Source organism: Micromonospora sp. U21 (assembly GCF_018070045.1).
Classification (GTDB): Bacteria; Actinomycetota; Actinomycetes; order Mycobacteriales; family Micromonosporaceae; genus Micromonospora.
In genome coordinates this window covers 55962-74853 of the sequence record NZ_JAGPYK010000019.1, presented here as the reverse complement: position 1 = coordinate 74853, position 18892 = coordinate 55962, and the positions used below count along the sequence as shown (strand labels likewise).

Annotated in this window: 15 protein-coding genes, 1 pseudogene and 1 riboswitch; of the genes and pseudogenes, 11 read left to right on the top strand and 5 right to left on the bottom strand. The window is 73.5% G+C overall.

Annotated elements, in window-relative coordinates:
• Window positions 1–2: 2 nt before the first annotated feature.
• Window positions 3–112: riboswitch (TPP riboswitch) on the top strand.
• From thiE to thiC, 7 genes and pseudogenes are all read left to right on the top strand, one after another.
• Window positions 107–733 carry a thiamine phosphate synthase gene (thiE, locus tag KBX63_RS23220; protein ID WP_210914083.1) on the top strand — a complete coding sequence of 209 codons (627 nt, stop codon included), beginning with the start codon at window positions 107–109 and terminating at the stop codon, window positions 731–733. (Overlaps the previous riboswitch by 6 nt.)
• Window positions 727–2025: a glycine oxidase ThiO gene (thiO, locus tag KBX63_RS23215; protein WP_210914080.1), complete on the top strand. Its 1299-nt coding sequence runs from the start codon at window positions 727–729 to the stop codon at window positions 2023–2025. Before thiE ends, thiO begins: the two co-directional genes overlap by 7 nt.
• Entirely contained in the window at window positions 2016–2216 is a 201-nt protein-coding gene (thiS, locus tag KBX63_RS23210; protein ID WP_210914078.1) for a sulfur carrier protein ThiS, read from the top strand. The genes thiO and thiS overlap by 10 nt, the downstream gene beginning before the upstream one ends.
• Window positions 2213–2992, top strand: coding sequence for a thiazole synthase (locus tag KBX63_RS23205; protein ID WP_210914075.1), 780 nt, complete (start codon window positions 2213–2215; stop codon window positions 2990–2992). The genes thiS and KBX63_RS23205 overlap by 4 nt, the downstream gene beginning before the upstream one ends.
• A pseudogene (locus KBX63_RS23200) lies at window positions 2989–3576 on the top strand (thiamine phosphate synthase); the annotation flags it as partial. The gene KBX63_RS23205 and the pseudogene KBX63_RS23200, both read left to right, overlap by 4 nt.
• Before the next feature lie 45 nt (window positions 3577–3621).
• The gene (gene thiD, locus KBX63_RS23195) at window positions 3622–4407 is read left to right on the top strand and encodes a bifunctional hydroxymethylpyrimidine kinase/phosphomethylpyrimidine kinase (RefSeq protein ID WP_210914206.1); all 786 of its coding nucleotides are present in this window, start codon (window positions 3622–3624) and stop codon (window positions 4405–4407) included.
• 17 nt (window positions 4408–4424) lie between these two features.
• On the top strand, window positions 4425–6017 hold the full coding sequence (gene thiC / locus KBX63_RS23190) for a phosphomethylpyrimidine synthase ThiC (RefSeq protein ID WP_210914073.1): 1593 nt from the start codon (window positions 4425–4427) through the stop codon (window positions 6015–6017).
• 57 nt (window positions 6018–6074) lie between these two features.
• On the opposite strand, the gene KBX63_RS23185 is transcribed toward thiC, so the two are convergent.
• The 4 genes from KBX63_RS23185 to KBX63_RS23170 form a co-directional block, all read right to left on the bottom strand.
• The gene (locus KBX63_RS23185; RefSeq protein WP_210914072.1) at window positions 6075–9044 is read right to left on the bottom strand and encodes a hypothetical protein; all 2970 of its coding nucleotides are present in this window, start codon (window positions 9042–9044) and stop codon (window positions 6075–6077) included.
• Between the two features lie 77 nt (window positions 9045–9121).
• Window positions 9122–9430 carry a cupin gene (locus tag KBX63_RS23180; RefSeq protein WP_210914071.1) on the bottom strand — a complete coding sequence of 103 codons (309 nt, stop codon included), beginning with the start codon at window positions 9428–9430 and terminating at the stop codon, window positions 9122–9124.
• Complete coding sequence (locus KBX63_RS23175; RefSeq protein WP_210914198.1) at window positions 9427–10377, bottom strand: LLM class F420-dependent oxidoreductase; 951 nt, start codon at window positions 10375–10377, stop codon at window positions 9427–9429. Before KBX63_RS23175 ends, KBX63_RS23180 begins: the two co-directional genes overlap by 4 nt.
• 2 nt (window positions 10378–10379) lie before the next feature.
• Complete coding sequence (locus KBX63_RS23170; protein ID WP_210914067.1) at window positions 10380–11165, bottom strand: ABC transporter ATP-binding protein; 786 nt, start codon at window positions 11163–11165, stop codon at window positions 10380–10382.
• Between the two features lie 271 nt (window positions 11166–11436).
• Here KBX63_RS23170 and KBX63_RS23165 point away from each other — a divergent pair, with 271 nt between their 5' ends.
• Both KBX63_RS23165 and KBX63_RS23160 read left to right on the top strand, forming a co-directional pair.
• Window positions 11437–12468, top strand: a complete 1032-nt coding sequence (locus KBX63_RS23165) for an ABC transporter substrate-binding protein (protein ID WP_210914063.1) — start codon at window positions 11437–11439, stop codon at window positions 12466–12468.
• Between the two features lie 102 nt (window positions 12469–12570).
• Window positions 12571–13431, top strand: a complete 861-nt coding sequence (locus KBX63_RS23160; RefSeq protein ID WP_210914059.1) for an ABC transporter permease — start codon at window positions 12571–12573, stop codon at window positions 13429–13431.
• A gap of 208 nt (window positions 13432–13639) precedes the next feature.
• On the opposite strand, the gene KBX63_RS23155 is transcribed toward KBX63_RS23160, so the two are convergent.
• Window positions 13640–14821: an ABC transporter substrate-binding protein gene (locus tag KBX63_RS23155; RefSeq protein ID WP_210914058.1), complete on the bottom strand. Its 1182-nt coding sequence runs from the start codon at window positions 14819–14821 to the stop codon at window positions 13640–13642.
• A 444-nt stretch (window positions 14822–15265) separates the two neighbouring features.
• On the opposite strand from KBX63_RS23155, the gene KBX63_RS23150 reads away from it, so the two are divergent.
• Entirely contained in the window at window positions 15266–18403 is a 3138-nt protein-coding gene (locus KBX63_RS23150) for a nitrate- and nitrite sensing domain-containing protein (RefSeq protein ID WP_210914053.1), read from the top strand.
• Window positions 18400–18807 carry a roadblock/LC7 domain-containing protein gene (locus KBX63_RS23145; protein ID WP_007465177.1) on the top strand — a complete coding sequence of 136 codons (408 nt, stop codon included), beginning with the start codon at window positions 18400–18402 and terminating at the stop codon, window positions 18805–18807. Before KBX63_RS23150 ends, KBX63_RS23145 begins: the two co-directional genes overlap by 4 nt.
• Window positions 18808–18892 lie beyond the last annotated feature (85 nt).

Sequence of the window (18892 nt, the reverse complement as noted above, 5' to 3'; positions counted from 1 at the left end):
CGCAAGTAACCCACGGGAGCCCGGTGTACCGGGCTGAGAGGGGGGCTGACAGCCCCCGACCGTCGAACCTGATCCGGGTAATGCCGGCGCAGGGAGGAGCGTTGCCGTGCCTTTCCTTGGGCGACTGCATCTGATCACCGACACCCGACGCGGGCGGGACCCACTCACCGTGGTCCGGGCCGCCCTCACCGCGGCCCGCGCCGACCTGGTGGTGCAGGTCCGGGTCGAGGACTCCGCCACCGACCGCGAGGCGCACGACCTGGCCCGCCGGGTGCTCGCGCTCTGCGCGCCGTACGGGGCGACGTGCCTGGTCAACGACCGGCTGCACGTGGCGCTGGCGGTGGGCGCCGCCGGTGGGCACGTCGGTGCCGACGACCTGCCCGTCGCCGCCGCCCGCCGGGTGCTCGGCCCCACCGGCGTACTCGGGGCCACCGCCCGGGCCCCGGAGACGGCGATCCAGGCGGTCGCCGCGGGGGCCAGCTACCTGGGCGTCGGGCCGTGCCACGCCACCAGCACAAAGTCCGGGTTGCCGGACCCGATCGGCCCGCCGGGGGTACGCGCGGTCAGCGGCGCGGTCGACGTCCCGGTCATCGCGATCGGTGGGGTGAACGCCGCGCGGGTGCCGGCGCTGCGGGCCGCCGGGGCGTACGGGGTGGCGGTGGTCGGGGCTATCTCCGCCGCCGCCGACCCGGCCCGGGCCACCGCCGAGCTGCTTGGGGCCCTGACGTGTTGACAGGGGGCCCTTCCACTACAGAATCCGTTAACAAGGTGCCCTTCCTTGCAGACGTGGCGGTGGTGGGGGCGGGGCCGATCGGGTTGGCGATCGCCTGGCGGTGCGCCCTCCGCGGGCTTCGGGTGGTGGTGCACGATCCGGCACCCGGCTCGGGGGCGTCGGCCGTGGCCGCCGGAATGCTCTCCCCGGTGGCCGAGGCGTACTTCGGTGAGCGGCACCTGACCGGACTGCTGCTGGCGTCCGCCGCCCGCTGGCCCGCGTTCGCGGACGAGCTGACCGAGGCGAGCGGCGCCGATCTGGGCTACCGGACCGAGGGCACCCTGATGGTCGGGCTGACCGCAGACGACCTGGCCGAGGCCCGCCGGCTCTGGGCGTACCAGCAGGGGCTGGGTCTGCCGGTCACCCCGCTGCGCCCCACCGAGCTACGCGACCAGGAGCCGGCGCTCGCGCCGCGGGTGCGCGGCGGTGCCCTCGCGCCCACCGACCACCAGGTCGACCCACGGTTGCTGGTGCCGGCGCTGCGCACGGCCGCGCAGCGGGCCGGCGCGGTGCTCGTCCCGCAGGCGGTCGGTCATCTCTCCGAGGTGGACGCACGGGTCACCGTGGTCACCGCAGGCTGCGGCGCCGCCGCCCTCACCGGCCTGCCCGTGCGGCCGGTGAAGGGCCAGATCCTCCGGCTGCGCGCGCCCGGTGGCGCCGCGCCGGGCTTCCGGCACGTGATCCGCGGGTACGCCGACGGCGAGCAGGTCTACGTGGTGCCCCGCGCTGACGGGGAGGTGGTGCTCGGCGCGACGGTCGAGGAGCGGTCGGACACCACGGTCACCGCCGGTGCGGTGCTGCGACTGCTCCGTGCCGGCGTCGACCTGCTGCCCGAGCTCGCCGAGTACGACCTGGTCGAGACGGTCGCCGGGCTGCGCCCGGGCACCCCGGACAACGCGCCGATCCTCGGGCCGCTGCCCGACCGGCCGGATGTGCTGGCCGCCACCGGGCACCACCGGCACGGCATCGTGCTCACCCCGGTCACCGCCGACCTGATCACCGACCTGGTCACCACCGGCATGGCCGACCCGCTGCTCACGCCCTTCGATCCCGGCCGGTTCGTCGCTGCCGCCCCGGATCCGAGCAGCGCGGCCGGTCCCGGCGCCGACGGATCCGGCGAAAAAGGTGGTGGCCGGGTGGCCGGTCCTGGTCCTGACGGGTCGGCCGGGCACGGCACCGGATGGCGGGCCGCGCCCGGTGCGGCCGATGTCGGTGGAGCCGATCGGACGACGGAGGAGGACCGGTGGAGCTGACGGTGAACGGGACTGGACGCAGCGTCCCCGGTGGCGCGTCGGTGGCCGACCTGGTCAGCGACATCGCCCCGCAGCAGCGCGGGGTGGCGGTCGCGGTCAACGGCGAGGTGGTGCCCCGGACCAGCTGGTCGACCACGGCGCTGCGCGACGGCGACCGGGTCGAGGTGCTCACCGCGGCGCAGGGCGGGTGAGGGGCGTGCCGTTCGAACTGGGTGGGGCGACGTTCACCTCACGGCTGATCCTCGGCACCGGCGGCGCCGCGAACCTGCACGTGCTGGAGCAGGCGATCCGGGCGTCCGGCACCGAGCTGGTCACTCTGGCGCTGCGCCGGGTGGACACCGCGCCGGGCTCCGCCGGTGGGCTGCTGGAGCTGCTGGACCGGTGCGGGGTGCGGCTGCTGCCGAACACCGCCGGCTGCCACACCGCGACCGAGGCGGTGAAGGTGGCCCGGCTGGCCAGGGACGCGTTCGACACCGACTGGATCAAGCTGGAGGTGATCGGTGACGAGCGGACCCTGCTGCCCGACGGGGTCGAGCTGCTCCGCGCCGCCGAGGAACTGGTCGCCGACGGCTTCACCGTGCTGCCGTACACCAGTGACGACCCGGTGCTCGCCCGCCGGCTGGCCGACGTGGGCTGCGCCGCGGTGATGCCGGCCGGCGCGCCGATCGGCTCGGGGCTCGGCATCGGCAACCCGCACCACATCCGGCTGATCCGGCAGACCGTGGACGTGCCGGTGATCCTGGACGCCGGCATCGGCACCGCCTCCGACGCGGCGCTGGCGATGGAGCTCGGCTGCGACGCGGTGCTGCTGGCCAGCGCGGTCACCCGGGCAGCCGACCCGGTCGCGATGGCGACCGCGATGCGGTACGCGGTCGAGGCCGGTCGGCTGGCCGCCGGCGCAGGCCGGATAGCCCGCCGCTTCCACGCCCTCCCGTCCACCCCCGACGAGGGAAGACCCGACCTGTGACCCCGCCGTCCGGGGTTGTCCTGTTGACCGATCGACTGGTCGCGCGGGGTGGGCTCGACCGGGTGGTGGCCGCAGCCGTGGCCGGGGGAGTGCGCTGGGTGGTGTTGCGGGAGAAGGACCTGCCCCGCGCCGACCGCGCCGCCCTCGCCGCCGACCTGCGCGCGATCCTCGCCGGGGTCGACGGGACCCTCATCGTGGCCGGCCCCGACGCGCTCGGCGGCGACGCCGTGCACCTGCCCGCCGCCGGCCCGTACCCGCCGCCAACCCACGGCCTGGTCGGCCGCTCCTGCCACCACCAACCCGAGCTGAACCGCCTGACCACCGAGCACTACGCCACCATCTCCCCGGTCTGGCCCACAAAAACAAAGCCGGGCTACGGCCCACCCCTGGGCATTGCGGGGCTGCGCAGCTTGATCCGCGCCAGTCCGGTGCCACTGCTGGCGCTAGGCGGAGTGGAGACCCCAGACCAGGTAACCGCCTGCGTCCAAGCCGGAGCCACCGGGGTGGCGGTGCTGGGCGCACTCATGCGAGCAGAAGACCCCACCGAAACAGCCGCCACCCTGACCAGCGCTTATGTCGAGGCGGTCACCCCCAAGCTCGCCGCCCCCAACCGCAACCAAGGAAAGAAAATGACCCCGCGAACACTGCTGACCATCGCCGGCTCCGACTCCGGCGGCGGCGCCGGCATCCAGGCCGATCTCAAGGTCTTCGCAGCGCTCGGCGCGTACGGCACCAGCGTCCTCACCGCGATCACCGCGCAGAACACCCGGGGCGTCGACGCCGTCCTGCCGCTGCCCCCGCGCACGGTCACCGAACAGCTGGACAGCGTGCTCGCCGACTTCACGGTCTGCGCGGTCAAGACCGGGATGCTCGGCAATCCCGCTGTCGCCGACGCCGTGGCCGAGGCCGCCCGGGACGGCCGGCTGCCCCAGCTTGTCGTCGACCCGGTGCTGGTCGCCACCAGCGGCCACCGGCTCGGCGTGGTGGGTGCGGTCGAGCGGCTCCTCCCGTACGCCAGGGTGGCGACGCCGAACTGCGCGGAGGCCGCCGCCATCACCGGGCGCCCGGTGGACGACGTCGCCGGGATGGTCTCGGCCGCCGAGGCCCTCGCGGCGGGCGGTCCGGAGTACGTGGTGGTCACCGGCGGCGACCTGGACGGGGGCGAGGCGGTCGACGTGCTGCACGGCGGCGGCAGCAGCACCCTGTTGCGCGCGCCTCGGGTGGACACCCGGCACACCCACGGCACCGGGTGCTCGTTCTCGGCGGCGATCGCCGTGCGGCTCGCGCTGGGCGATCCGGTGCCGGCGGCGGTCGGGGTCGCCAAGGAGTACGTGCTCCGCGCACTGACCGGAGCGCGGGGTTGGGAGCTGGGCGCGGGCCGCGGACCGCTGGATCACTTCGGCTGGTCCGCTTGATCACCAGGGAGGCTGTCATGCAGGCACGAGGCAAGGTGTACGTCGAGGGGTCGCGGCCGGATGTCCGGGTGCCGTTCGCCGAGGTGGCGTTGACCGGTGACCATCCGCCGGTGCGGCTCTACGACACGTCCGGTCCCGGCTCGGACCCGGAGGTGGGGCTGCCGCCGCTGCGCGGGCCGTGGATCGCCGAACGGGGTGACGTCGCCCCGGCGCGGGGCGCGGGTACGCCGCTGGCCGGGGTGGCCGGGCGCCGGCCGACCCAGCTCGCCTACGCGCGGGCCGGCGTGGTGACGCCGGAGATGGAGTTCGTGGCGATCCGGGAGAACGTCGACCCGGAGCTCGTCCGGGCCGAGATCGCCGCCGGTCGGGCGGTGCTGCCGCTCAACGTCAACCACCCGGAGTGCGAGCCGGCGATCATCGGCAAGGCGTTCCTGGTCAAGGTCAACGCCAACATCGGCACCTCGGCGGTCAGCTCGTCCGTCGCCGAGGAGGTGGAGAAGCTGACCTGGGCCACCCGCTGGGGTGCGGACACGGTGATGGACCTGTCCACCGGCAAGCGGATCCACGAGACCCGCGAGGCGATCGTGCGGAACTCGCCGGTGCCGATCGGCACTGTGCCGATCTACCAGGCGCTGGAGAAGGTCGGCGGCGACCCGGTGAAGCTGAGCTGGGAGGTGTTCCGGGACACCGTGATCGAGCAGGCCGAGCAGGGCGTGGACTACATGACGGTGCACGCCGGGGTGCTGCTGCCGTACGTGCCGCTGGCGGTGGACCGGGTGACCGGGATCGTGTCCCGGGGCGGCTCCATCATGGCGGCCTGGTGCCTGGCGCACCACGAGGAGAACTTCCTCTACACCAACTTCGCCGAGCTGTGTTCGCTGCTCGCGAAGTACGACGTGACGTTCTCCCTCGGCGACGGGCTGCGCCCCGGCTCGATCGCCGACGCCAACGACGAGGCGCAGTTCGCCGAGCTGCGCACCCTCGGTGAGCTGACGAAGGTCGCCTGGGAGCACGACGTCCAGGTGATGATCGAGGGCCCGGGCCACGTGCCGATGCACAAGATCAAGGAGAACGTGGACCTCCAGCAGGAGTGGTGCCACGAGGCGCCCTTCTACACGCTCGGCCCGCTGACCACCGACATCGCGCCGGCGTACGACCACATCACCTCGGCGATCGGCGCCGCGATGATCGGCATGTTCGGCACCGCGATGCTCTGCTACGTCACTCCGAAGGAGCATCTCGGCCTGCCGGACCGCGACGACGTCAAGGCGGGCGTGATCGCGTACAAGATCGCGGCACACGCGGCGGATCTGGCCAAGGGGCACCCCGGCGCGCAGGCGTGGGACGACGCGCTGTCCAAGGCGCGGTTCGAGTTCCGCTGGGAGGACCAGTTCAACCTGTCGCTGGACCCGGAGACGGCGCGCTCGTACCACGACGCCACGCTGCCCGCCGAGCCGGCGAAGACGGCGCACTTCTGCTCGATGTGCGGCCCGAAGTTCTGCTCCATGAAGATCACGCAGGAGCTCAAGGAGTACGCGGCCCGGGGCATGAAGGACAAGTCGGAGGAGTTCGTCTCCGGCGGCGGCCGGGTCTACCTCCCGCTGGCCTGATCCGCCTGCCCTGCGCCGGCCTACCCGTGCGCGGGTGAGCCAGCGCAGGGCTGCGGATCAGTCGCGGTGGTGTCGCCCGGTGGAGCGCAGCGAGCGGCGACCGTTCTCCTGCTCCGGTTCGTTGTCCGCCACCGGCTTGCTCAGGCCGGAGACCCAGTCGACGAACTCCTCGTCCTGTGCAGGCAGCGGCTCGGTCGCATCCGACGCGGTCTGGCTCTCCTCCTCGGCGCGGGACCGGTTGCGGCGGAACAGGCCGCCGAGCCGTCCCCGGCGGGAGGGCTGCTCCGCGTCGTTCCCAGCAGCCGGTGCGGCCGGTACGGCTTCGGCGCTCGCCGGACCGCCGGTATCGGTGCCGGCCTCGGTGCCAACGGGGGTCTGCTCCGGCACCAGCGGAGCGGTCGGGCCGGCCGGTCCCGGCGGGGCGGCCGGGCCAGCCTCGGCGGCCGGGTCCGGCGTGCCGGCCGCCCGTCGCCATCGGGTGGCCGCTCGGGCCGATGCGCTGCGCGGGCCGGTCGGTGTGGCGGGGCCGGTCGGGCTCGATGATCCGGTGGAAGATGCCGGGTCGTCGGCCGTGGGCGAGTCGGTCGACGCCGGCCGCGCGGCGCCCGTCGAGCTCCGCTGCGGCTCTGCCGCCCCCTCGCGGCGTGCGGTGGTGAAGGCGTCCCAGGTGCTGGCCCGGCTCAGGTCCGGCAGGGGTGCCCGGTGCCGGGGGCGGGGTGTCCGCTCGGTCGGCTCCTCCGGACCGGTCGGGGCGTCCGATGCGGTCGGCTCCGGGTCACCGGCCTGTGCGGGTGCCGTCCACGCCGGGGTGACCGGCCAGGCCGGCGCGGCCGGCGTCCAGCGATCCGCCTCCGGGGCGGCGGCTGCCGCCACCCCGAACAGAGGCCCGGCGGGACCACCCGCGGTAGCGGGGCGCTCGGTGTCGGTGGTCCGGTCGGTCCCGGGCGCGACGGCCGTTGCGGAATCGGCAGCCGGCTCGGCCGCTGCCGGTTCGGTGGTGGCGGCGGGGGTCGCCGCAGGCGTGCTGGGTCCCCGACCGGGCCCGGCACCCGGGGCGTCCTTGCCCTGGCGGGATCCGTCGGTGGCCGTACCGGACCCGGTGCCGTCGGTGACCTTGGCGGGCCGGGTGGTCCTTCTGGCGCGTCCGGCCGTCTTGGACCTGGCCGGGTCGGCGGCGGCCTCCGGGCCGGACGGCGTCGCGCCGTCGACCAGGTCCGTGGTCGTGACGGCCGGGGCCGACTTCGGCTTGCGGGTCCGGCGCGGCTTGGGCGCTGGCGCGTCGGCCGGGCCGTTACCGGCCGCGCCCGCGCTCTCGCTGGTCGTTTCCGCGCTGGTCGTTTCCGCGCTGGTCGTTTCCGCGCTGGTCGTGGCCGCGCTCTTGCTCGCCGTGCCCGCGCTCCCCGTCGCCGTGCTCGCGCTGGTCGCGGTGGCCGTGCCGTCGTTGGTCGGGCCGATGCTCGCGGCGTCTCCGCCGGTCGGCTGGGCCGTCCCCGTCGTGGCCGTCGCCGCGGTGCTGGTCGAGCCCTCGTCGCCCGGGCCGCCCGTCGGAACGGCGGGGTCGACGCCGGTCCGGAGGGAGTCGCTCGGGCCGGTGCCGTCGGTGGTGGCCGCCCGGGTCGGCTCGGCGGGACCGGCCACGTCGGCGGCGGACCTGCGGGTGCCGCGTACCGGCCGGGCGGCATCGGCCGGCCCGGTCTCGCGGTGGTCGACGCCGACCGGACCGTCCTGGGCCGGCCCGCTGGTGCTCGGCCCGCCCGTGGCGGCGGTCGTCGCGGGGTCACCTGGGTCGTCGGTGTGGTGGCGGGAGCGGCCGGCCGGTCGGGGCACGGGGGTGCCGGTCGGGTGGGCGGGCACCGGGCCGTGCTGGCCGATCCCCGAGGCCGCCGGCCAGTCCCAGTGGGCCGGGACGGTGCGGACGGCACCGGTGCCATCGGCGGTCCGCAGGTCGTGCCCCGCGCCGATGCTGTCGGCGGCGCGCGGGTCGTGCCCGGCGCTGGTGCCGGCCAGGTCCGAGCCGGTGGGCTTGGCGCTGGTGCCGGCCAGGTCCGCGCCGGTGGGCTCGGCGGCGTCCCGGTCGTCCGCCGAGTTCGCCGGGTCGGCGCCGGGTAGGGCCGGTCCGGTGGGCAACGGGCGCAGGATGTCGCTGGGCTCGATCGCCCGTGGACCGGCGGTGCGGGCACGCACCGGCCAGCGCAGCAGGGCCGCGGCAGCCGCGCCGAGCGCGCCGGCGAGGATCGCGATCAGCGCGCCGTAGTAGGGGGTGGTCTGGTAGCGGTCCACCGCGTCGCCGGGGCCGGCGGTCAGGTAGGCGAACGCCACCAGCACCGGGCCGGCCACCCCGGTGGCCCCGCTGACCAGTGGGACCTGGCCCCGCCAGCGGGCCAGCCCGGCGGTCGCCGCACCGGCCAGCAGCGCCGTGAGGGGCAGCAGCACCAGCGCCAGCCGTTGTGCCGCGCCGTCGTCCAGCCAGCTCGGCTCGAGGACGCCGAGCCGGACCGTGGGCAGCGGGCCGACCGTACCGAGCGACGGCAGGACGGAGATCAGTGCCAGCACCCAGATCGCGCCGGCCACCGCCGCCATGTTCCAGCCCAGCTCGGGCCGGAGCAGTACGGCGGTCGCCGCGCCAGCCCCGATCACCGCGCCGAGCACGGCGCAGATGCCGACCGCCCAGACCGGGTCTACGGAGATCAGTTCGGCTGCCCGGGCGGGCTGCATGCAGAGTGGGGCGACGACGGTGGCGCCGAGCGCGGCCGCGGCGCCGATGGCCAACTGCCGGCCGGTGCTGGCCGGCACAGCGTCCCGGCGGGCCAGGCGTCCGGTCAGGACGGCACCGGCAACGGCGGCGTTCGCGGCGAACCAGCCCACCCAGACGAGCTGGGCCGGCCACTGATTGACGGTCGTGCCGGTGAAGGCGCCGGTGAGCCGGACGATGCCGAATCCGTACGCGACGCCGAGCTGGCCGGCTCCGGCCAGCACGCTCACCCCGAGCGCCGTGAGCAGCAGTCTGCCCCAGGTCCGAAAGGCCATGTCCGGCACGTTACGCACCTGGTACACCCGATCGCCACCGGCGCGCCGCGCGGCGCGCCGGCCCGCTCCCGGCGCGTCTACTTGAGTTCGACCAGCCGAGCCAGGTACGTCGTATCCCCGACATTGGTGAGCATGTGTACCGCTCCCGGGTCCCGGTAGACGACTCCGGCGGTGGGTTCGTCGGCGTCGATCCGGGTGCCGTCGACCGTCTGCACGACGTTCTTCGCGCCCTCGATCGCCACCACCAGGTAGGGGTGGTCGTGCCGGTGCAGCGGCTGCCGCTCGCCCGGTTCGAGCCGGATGTGCCAGACCCGGACCCGGTCGTTCTCGTACACGATCTCCTGGCCCACCGGCCCGAGTTCGGTCCCGTCGAACACGTCGGTCATCGTTCTCCGTCCAGTTGCGGAAGCACCTCGGCGGCGATCAGCTCGAGGTGGTCGAGGTCAGCGAAATCGATCAGGCGAAGGTGCACCCGGGTGGCGCCAACCGCGGCGAACTCGCCGATCCGCTGCACGAGCTGCGCGGGCGAGCCGACCACCGGGTCCTCCGGAGGCAGCGCGCTCTTCTCGTGCAGTGGCGCGGCCCGTCGCTGCGCCTCCGCGTCGGTCCGTCCGATGGCCACCACGATCCCGGCGGAGAGCACCAGCGGCGCCCGCCCGGACTCCGTCCGGCCGCTGCGGTCGCACGCCTCGCGCACCCGGTCGTACGCCTTGGCGGTCTCCGCCACGGACTTGAACGGCATGTTGAACTCATCGGCGTACCGGGCGGCCAGCTCGGGGGTGCGCTTGGGGCCGCGCCCGCCCACGATGATCGGCGGCCCGGGCACCTGCGCCGGCTTGGGCAGGGCCGGCGCGTCCACCAGCCGGTAGTGGTCGCCGGCGTAGCTGTACGTCGCGCCCGGCGGCGTCCGCCACAGCCCGGTGATCACCTCGAGCTGCTCGGCCAGCCGGTCGAAGCGTTCGCCGACCGCCGGGAACGGGATGCCGTACGAGGTGTGCTCGCGCTCGTACCAGCCGGCGCCGATGCCCAGCTCGACCCGGCCGCCGCTCATCTGGTCGACCTGCGCGACCATCACCGCCAGCGGGCCGGGAAGCCGGAAGGTGGCCGACGTGACCAGGGTGCCGAGCCGGATCCGCTCGGTCTCCCGGGCCAGCGCGGCGAGGGTCAGCCAGGCGTCCGTCGGGCCGGGCAGGCCCGGGTCGGTGCCCATCGACTGGTAGTGGTCGGCGCGGAGGAAGCCCTCGAAGCCGCCCGCCTCGACCATCCGCGCGAACCGGAGCTGGTCGTCGTAGCTGGCGCCCCGGTGCGGCTCGGTGAAGACCGACACCCGCATGCTCATCGTCCCTCCGCGCCGGCCGCGGCCGGCTGGTCGCGTTCCATCAACAGCTCATGCAGGTCGGCGCTGACGCGTGCGACGTCGGCGAGGTGGGCGTTGCGGCCCAGGGTGCGGGGCCGGGGGATGGTCACGTCGACGATCTTGCGGATCCGACCGGGGCGGGGGCTCAGCACGACCACCCGGTCGGCGAGCAGCACCGCCTCGTCGATCGAGTGGGTGACGAAGACGATGGTCGGCTTGTTCTCCATGTGCACCCGCTGGAGTTCGCCGGAGAGTTCCTCGCGGGTGAGCGCGTCCAGCGCGGAGAACGGCTCGTCCATCAGCATCACCCGGGGGTCGCCGATCAGCGACCGGCACAGCGACACGCGCTGCTGCATGCCACCGGACAGCTCGTGCGGCAGGCGCTTCTCGAAGCCGGCCAGCCCGGCCACGTCGAGCAGCTGCCGGGCGCGCTCGCGGTGCTTCGCGCGGCTCCAGCCGAAGATCTCCGCGGGCAGGAGCACGTTGTCCAGGACGGTGCGCCAGGGCAGCAGCGCCGGCTTCTGGAACAGCATGGCGATGTCCCGGCGGGGCCGGGTGATGGGCGTACCGGCCACGGTGATCTCGCCGGCGGTCAGCGGGAGCAGCCCGGCCACCAGCCGCAGCAGGGTGGACTTGCCGCAGCCGGAGCGGCCGAGCACGGCGACGAACTCGCCCTCGGCGACGTCGAGGTCGATGCCCCGCAGCGCCTCCACCCGGCCGGATCGGCCCTCGAAGGTACGGGACACCCCGGACAGTCGGATCATCTCCGGCGGACCTCCGCTGAGTGGACGGTCAGGAATCCGGCAAAGGCTAGCCCGGTCGTCTCCTAAACGCACCGTCCGGGGTGGTCGTCAGGTTGTTTCCGTTCCGCAACCCGATACGCCTGGCGTCGCAAAGGTGGGTTTCTCGTACGCTGTGCCCGCGAAGAGTCCCCTCACGATGGCGGTGCCCGGCTTCCACCCCTCCCGCCGGTTCCGCCGCGACAACCCCCTCCGGTGGCCCGCCGGCCCCGGTCGGAAAGGACATGGTGCACTGATGAGAAGGCTGACCCGTACGGTCGCTACGGCCGCGCTGGCCACTGCCCTCGCCCTTGTCTCCGCCTGCAGCAGCGGGTCGGACTCGTCCGACGACGCCAAGGGTGGCAACGGCGCGGCGCTGGAGAAGGTGACCTACCTCACCTCGTTCGGCAACTTCGGCCGTGACTCCTACGCCTGGGTGGCGAAGGAGAAGGGCTTCTTCAAGGAAGCTGGCTTCGACGTCGAGATCAAGGCCGGGCAGGGCACCGGTGGTGTGATCCAGACCGTCGTCGGCGGCCAGGCCGACTTCGGGCCGATCGACCTCACCGGCGGTCTGCTCCAGCTCGGCAACGGCCAGGCGCGGGACTTCGTCGCGGTGGCCGCGATCCAGCAGCGCACGATGGCCGGCATCGCCACCGTCGAGGGCAAGAACATCGCCTCCCCGAAGGACCTGGAGGGCAAGAAGCTCGCCGACACCCCCGGGTCCGTGGTCCGCAACCTGTTCCCGACGTACGCCCGGCTCGCCGGAGTGGACGCCAGCAAGGTGACCTGGGTCAACGGTGAGGCGCAGGCGCTGATCGGCACCCTGGCCTCCGGGTCGGTGGACGGCATCGGTCAGTTCGTCGTCGGCCAGCCGACCATCGAGGCGGTGGCCAAGAAGAAGGCCGTCATGCTGCCGTACAGCAACGTGATGCAGGACCTCTACGGCAACGTGCTGATCACCTCCTCGAAGATCGCCAAGGAGAAGCCCGAGATGGTGAAGCGGTTCACCGAGGCGCTGCTCAAGGGCCTGGAGTACAGCCTGGCGAACTCCAAGGAGGCCGCCGAGATCCTGAAGAAGAACGTGGACGCCACCAACCCGGCGTCCGCCTCCGCCGAGCTGGAGCTGATGGCCGCGTACGTGCGTTCCGGCAACTCCGGTACCGCCATCGGCACGCTGGACAGCGGCCGGGTCGCCAAGAGCATCGCGATCCTGCAGGGTGCTGGCGCGCTGAAGCAGAACATCACCCCCGAGCAGATCATCGACTTCAGCCTCGCGCCGAAGGCCTGATCGTCCGGTCGTCACCAGGGGGTACGTCCCGCCGACTCCGGTGGGGCGTACCCCCGTCGCTCGTCGGCCCCGTGGGGGCCGTGGCCTATCGAGGAGGACAAGATGACCGACGTCCGGTCAGCGGAGCCGGTGGCGGAGGTGCCCGCACCCCCGGGTGCCGGCACCGGGGCGGGGCGAGCGGGGCGGGGCGCCGGCCTGCGTACCGGGGCCGGAGCGGCGCTGTTGCCCGTGGCCGGCCTCCTGGTGGCCCTGGCGGCCTGGTGGCTGATCGCCAAGCTGGAGCTGGTCCACCCGGCCGCCCTGCCACCGCCGGGCGACGTGCTCACCGCATTCGTCGACAAGCCGGCCCGGATGCTGGAGCACACCTGGGACACCCTGTTGGAGATCGTGATCGGCTTCGCCCTGTCGGCGGCCGCCGGTGTCCTGATCGGACTCTCCCTGGCCAGCTCCCGCACCGTGGAGCGGATGTTCACCCCGCTGCTGGTCGCCGTCAACGCGGTGCCCAAGATCACGCTGGGTCCGCTGCTGGTGGTCGCGCTCGGTTGGGGTCAGAAGCCCATCCTGACCATGGTGTTCCTGCTCTGCTTCTTTCCGATCGTGCTCTCCACCGCGACCGGGCTGACCACGACCCCGGCCGACCTGGCCGAGCTGGTCCGCTCCTGGAACGCCTCCCGCTGGCAGGCGTTCCGCAAGGTGCGCTTCCCGGCCGCGCTGCCGCAGATCTTCGTCGGGCTCAAGGTGGCCATGCCGCTGGCCGCGATCGGCGCGGTGATCGGTGAGTTCCAGGCCGGCGAGAGCGGCCTGGGCTACGTCATCCTCCAGTACGCCGGCGTCGGCGACACCGCCACCGCCTGGGCGGCGATCATGCTGGTGGCACTGGTGAGCATCCTGCTTTACTCGGCGCTGGTGCTGGTCGAGCGGATCGCCCTGCCCTGGGTCCGGGAGACCACCAGCAGCCGCTGACCAGAGCAAAGACAAGATCTATCCCAGACGAAGGGCCGGCCCCCAACCAGGAGGCCGGCCCATTGCGTTGACCGTGACGCGCGGGAGTGTGGCCTACCGTGCCCGGCGGAGGGATCAAGCCTGACCGCCCGGAGCCGGGCACGGTAGGCGACACCCCACCCCGAGCACGACGACCAGGCGGACGAGCAGAACATGCGGCCCGCCGCGTCTACCCCGCCAACCGCCACCGTCCGTTACGGGCAACCAGCGTGGTGAGCGCCTGCGGCATCAGCCCGGAGTGGTTGTCCGGCGTCATCCGGATCGGGCCGGAGAGCCCGTCCATCTGGGACGTCTCCAGCACGTCCCGGATGCCGTCCCGGTCCACCTGCCCCGCCGGGCCGCCGGCACGCAGCTCGGCGTCCGCGATGAGCTGGACCGCGTCGGCGGCGAAGGACGAGGACCCGTTGTACCCGCCGAAGCGCGCGGTGTAGTCCTGGAACCATTGCCGCCGGGCCGCCTTCGCCGGCGTCGTGGCGATCACGTCGTCGATCACCATGGTCTGGGTGAAGATCAGCGTGGCCCGTTCGGTGGCCCGTGCCGCCGCGTCGAGGAAGAGGTCGCCGGCCGCTCCCGGGTCGAAGAAGAGCGACCCGCGGAAGGTGGTCTGCTGGGCGCTGGTGGCGGCCAGCGTCGCCTGCTCCGGCGGGGTCCAGATGACCAGCGCGTCGGGCTTCAGTTTGGCCAGCCGCCCGACCTGCTGGGCGACCTCGGTGTCGGTGGTCTTCACCGACTCCTCACCGACCGGCTTGATCGTGGTCTTGGCCAGTTCCCTGCGGAGCGCGACCGCGCCCTCCCGACCGTAGTCGTCGTCGCTGTAGAGCAGGCCCACCTTGCGGACGTTCTTGCGACGCAGTTCGGTGGTGAGTGCCGCGGCGCTGTCCACGGCGTTCGGGCCCAGCTTGAACACGTATCGCCGTTCCGCGACCGGGTTGGCGATCGCCCCGGAAGCGGCGAGCGCAATGGTGGGAATCCGCTTCTCGTTGATGGTCCCGACCGCGCCGACCGCGCATTCGTTGCAGCCACCCATGATGATGGCGCTGACCCGGGAATCACTGCTGAAGTCGGCGATGTTGCGCAACGACTCCGCAGCGTCGGAACGGTTGTCCTTCCACTTCAGTTCGATCTTCCGGCCGTTCAGCGAGCCGGAGGAGTTCAACTGCTCGACCTTGAGTTCCAGGGCCCGTTGGTATGCCCGGCCGACCGGGGCGGCGGCGCCGGAGAGTTCGAGGTCAGCGGCGATCACGATCGGACTCGTGTCCTGCTCCGCCCCGCCGAACTGACAGCCGGTGAGCGTGGTGGCCACTACGGCCGATGCGAGCGCCGCGATGGTCGCGGAGCGGATGGGGCTCAACTCAGTCCTCCAGGTGCGGGCGCGGGCGCTGCCCGGTCACCGCCGCTAATCCGTCCTCAGTGGAGGACGGGATCTCGTCTGCCGTACGGTGTGCGCGAAGCCTGCAAAACCTTGCCAATGGCCGGCGCTGTGGTCAAGCGCGGACGCGGGTCGCATTTTCGGGACGGCCATCCCACATGCTGGGGTAACGCAATGTTTGCAAAAGCTCACTTTGCATACACGCGCGACCACTCTGGAGTTACATGCCCTGTTCAGGGGCTTGCGGAAATGAAGGTATCAGTTGACCGGATCACGGGTTGCGTGCCGTCCGACCGTTTCCTACCCCACTGCGGCTTCCCAAACAGGACCTTCTCTGATGAAATCGCGGCCGTGCCGCGCGTGGTCCCCTCCGCTGGCGGCACGGTTCGGCGGGTCAGGCGGGGAAGAAACGACGGAGGCGATGTCGTGAGCACCGGACCGACGACCCTGCCCGCGCTCGGCGACACCGCTCGGCCCACGCGTCGACGGTTGCCGAGACTGCGCGACGCCCGGATCCGGTCCAAGCTGGCGCTGATCCTGGTCGTCCCGGTGGCGGCGGTGATCGCGCTGGCCACGGTCCGGCTGATCTCGGTGGGCGAGGGCGCCTTCGACGCCACCCGGGCCCGGTCGCTCACCGCACTCTCCATCGACGTCAGCGCGCTGACCCAGGACCTCCAGGTCGAGCGGATGGCCGCGGCGGCCTACCTGGCCGCTCCACAGCAGCCCGCCGACACGTACAACCTGCGGGTCCGCCAGACGCAGCAGCGGGTGGACGAGTACCGCGCCGAGCGGGGCCGGATCGGCGAGGTGCCGGCGGCCCTGCGGGACCGGCTGGCCGCGATCGACGAGCATCTGGCCACGTTGGACGGCACCCGCCAGGAGGTGCTCGACCGCCGGCAGATGGCCGTCGCCGAGGCGGTGCTGCGCTACGGCGTCATCCTCACCGATCTGGTCGCCTACGGTGACGGGCTGGCCCAGCTGCCTGGCGAGGAGAGCCTGTCGGACAGCCGCCGGGCGGTCGCCGCGTTCGCCCGGGCCAAGGCGTCCGTCGCCGAGGAGGAGGCGGTCGCCTTCACCGCGCTCAGCGCCGGTCAGCTCGACGAGGAACAGTTCTCCTCCTTCGTCGCCACGCTGACCAGCCAGCAGGAGGCCCTGGTCGCCTTCTCACTCGCCGCCGACCCGGTGCAGCGCGCCCTGGTCAACAGCACCGTCTCCGGTGACGCCGTCGGCCTGGCCGACCGGGTGGCCACCGACATCACCCGCTCGGTGGGGCAACAACCACTGGTCACCGCGCAGGACGCCACCGCCTCCATCGGCGCGGTCAACGACCTGATGCGCTGGGCCGAGACCCAACTCCAGAACCGCCTGCTCGAGCAGGCCGACGAGGCGCGCTCGAACGTCATCCGGCAGGCCGTGGTCGAGTCGGTGCTGGTGCTGCTGACGCTGATCATCGCCGTGTCGCTGGCCGTGGTGCTGGCCCGCTCGCTGAACCACTCGCTGCGCCGGCTGCGCGAGGGCGCGCTCTCGGTGGCCAACCACGACCTGCCGGACGCGGTGCGGCGGCTGCAGAACATGGGCAGCGTGGGCGACGGCGGGGTGGACGAGATCGTCCGCCAGGTCCGGGACCCGATCCAGCTCACCAACCGCGACGAGGTCGGTCAGGTCGCGTCGGCCTTCAACGTCGTACACCGGGAGGCGGTGCGAGTCGCCGCCGAGCAGGCCGCGCTGCGCACCAGCGTCTCGGCGATGTTCCTCAACCTGGCCCGCCGCAGTCAGACCCTGGTCGACCGGATGATCGGCGAGCTGGACGCGATCGAGCGCGGCGAGGAGGACCCGAAGCGGCTGGCGCAGCTCTTCGAGCTGGACCACCTGGCCACCCGGATGCGCCGCAACGACGAGAACCTGCTGGTCCTGGCCGGCGCCGACTCCGCCGTACCGCGCCGTGACGACGCCCTGGTGGTGGACGTCCTGCGCGCCGCCCAGTCCGAGGTCGAGCTGTACAACCGCATCGAGTTCGGCACCGTGGACACCGACATCTCGGTGGCCGCGCACGCGGTCAACGACGTCGTGCGGCTCGTCGCCGAACTGCTCGACAACGCCACCCGGTTCTCGCCACCGAACACCACGGTGGTCGCCGACGGTCGCCGGATCCGCGACTACGTGCTGATCCAGATTGAGGACCGTGGGCTCGGCCTCAGCGACGAGCAGCTCGACTCGCTCAACCGGCGGCTGGCCGCGCCGCCGAGCGTCGACGTCGCCGCGTTCCGGCTGATGGGTCTGGCCGTGGTGAGCCGGCTCGCCTCCCGCTACGGCATCCGGGTGGAGTTGCGCCGCAACATGGAGGGCGGCACTGTTGCCCAGGTGACGCTGCCCGCCGCAACCGTGGTGCTGCCCGCCAACCGGGGCCGCGAGCAGGTGCTGACCCGGCCACGCCAGCCGATGGCGGTCGAGCAGACGCCGCTCACCCCGGTCGGTCACGCCGAGCCGTTCGCCGGCGCCGCCACCTCGGCGGCGACGCTGCCCGACCAGTGGCGGACCAGCACGCCGGCGCCGGCGACCTGGCCGTCCCCGCTGGACGCCCGGAACACCGCCCCGGCCGTGCAGGCCGGTGGCTTCAGCGGAGCGCACGCGACGGTGCCGCCCGCCTCGGCCCCGGCCGCCCCGGTCCCGCCGGCCCGGACTCCGTTCACGGGCGGGGGTGCCTCGGTGGGCAGCCCGACCGTGGCCTACCCGACCGTCGGCCCGCTGCCCCGGCGCGGTGCGGACGCCGCCGACGCGCGGAGTGCCGCGGTGCTGCCGGTCGGGCCGGTCGCCGGCCCCGGTGCGGTCGCACCACCGGCCACCCCGCCGGCGCCGGCCGCGCCGGTCACCAACCGGCCCGACTTCCCCGCCGAGGCACCGATCTTCCGGGAGATGGAGGCGGTCTGGTTCCGGTCGCACGGCGACGACGCGACCGCGATCTTCACCCGGCCGAAGTTCGACTCGCCGCCACCGGCCGCCGGCGCCGGTCCGGCCGATGCCGGCCCGCGCCCGGGCGGCGGTCACCCGACGGCCACTGCCGCCGCGTCCGCGCCGGCGGCGACGCCGGCCCGACCGCCACTGCCGACCCGTACCCCGGGCGGTTCCGCCGCCGACGGCATCGGAACGCCGGGTACCGCGAGCACCGGTGGGCTCGGCGCCGCGACACCGCCGCCGCCGCCGCCGCCGTCGTGCAACCCGCCGCCGGCCTCCCGGCCCGCGCCGGCGACGCCCGCCGCCCCGGGCGCGCCCGCCGCTCCGGCGGTGGACCCGAACGCCTGGCGGACGGCGGCGGACGAGGGCTGGTCCCGGGCCAGCCGGGCGGCCGAGCCGGCCGCCGCTGGTACCACCCGCTCGGGGCTTCCCAAGCGGGTGCCGCAGGCGCAGCTCGTGCCGGGCGGCATCGAACCGAAGGGCGGCCGGGACCGCAGCCGGCGGACCCCCGATGAAGTACGCGGCCTGTTGTCGGCCTACCACCGTGGCGTGCAGCGCGGACGGACGGCCGGGACGGACCTGAACAGCACCTCGACCAAGGAGAGCCGATGAACAGGCCAGCTGCCATGCAGGACATGGGTTGGCTGCTCACCAACTTCGCCGACAGCGTGGCGGGTATCGCCCACGTGGTGGCGGTGTCCGCCGACGGGCTGCTGCTCGCCTCCTCCCGGGACCTCCCGGGAGACCGGGCGGACCAGCTCGCCGCGATCACCTCTGGCGTGGTGAGCCTGACCGAGGGCGCGGCCCGCATGTTCAGCGCGGGCGGGGTGTTGCAGACCGTCATCGAGATGGACAGCGGATACCTCTTCCTCATGTCGATCAGTGACGGCTCGTCGATGGCCGTGCTGGCCGCGCGCAGCTGCGACGTGGGCCAGGTGGGCTACGAGATGGCGCTGCTGGTCGAGCGGGTGGGTGCCGCGCTGGTGCCGCTGCCGCGCGACGCGGTGCGCTCGTAGCGACGAGACGACGGCGTGCCGACCGCACGCCGGACCAGGGAGGGGAGGCGGTGTGGACCGGCTCCACGGGGGACGAGGAGGTGAT

Excerpts from the sequence above, each read along its gene's own strand:
- thiD (WP_210914206.1), top strand. The coding sequence starts at position 3,622 with ATGACCCCGCGAACACTGCTGACCATCGCCGGCTCCGACTCCGGCGGC.
- thiC (WP_210914073.1), top strand. The coding sequence starts at position 4,425 with ATGCAGGCACGAGGCAAGGTGTACGTCGAGGGGTCGCGGCCGGATGTC.
- KBX63_RS23185 (WP_210914072.1), bottom strand. The coding sequence starts at position 9,044 with ATGGCCTTTCGGACCTGGGGCAGACTGCTGCTCACGGCGCTCGGGGTG.
- KBX63_RS23180 (WP_210914071.1), bottom strand. The coding sequence starts at position 9,430 with ATGACCGACGTGTTCGACGGGACCGAACTCGGGCCGGTGGGCCAGGAG.
- KBX63_RS23175 (WP_210914198.1), bottom strand. The coding sequence starts at position 10,377 with ATGCGGGTGTCGGTCTTCACCGAGCCGCACCGGGGCGCCAGCTACGAC.
- KBX63_RS23170 (WP_210914067.1), bottom strand. The coding sequence starts at position 11,165 with ATGATCCGACTGTCCGGGGTGTCCCGTACCTTCGAGGGCCGATCCGGC.
- KBX63_RS23165 (WP_210914063.1), top strand. The coding sequence starts at position 11,437 with ATGAGAAGGCTGACCCGTACGGTCGCTACGGCCGCGCTGGCCACTGCC.
- KBX63_RS23160 (WP_210914059.1), top strand. The coding sequence starts at position 12,571 with ATGACCGACGTCCGGTCAGCGGAGCCGGTGGCGGAGGTGCCCGCACCC.
- KBX63_RS23145 (WP_007465177.1), top strand. The coding sequence starts at position 18,400 with ATGAACAGGCCAGCTGCCATGCAGGACATGGGTTGGCTGCTCACCAAC.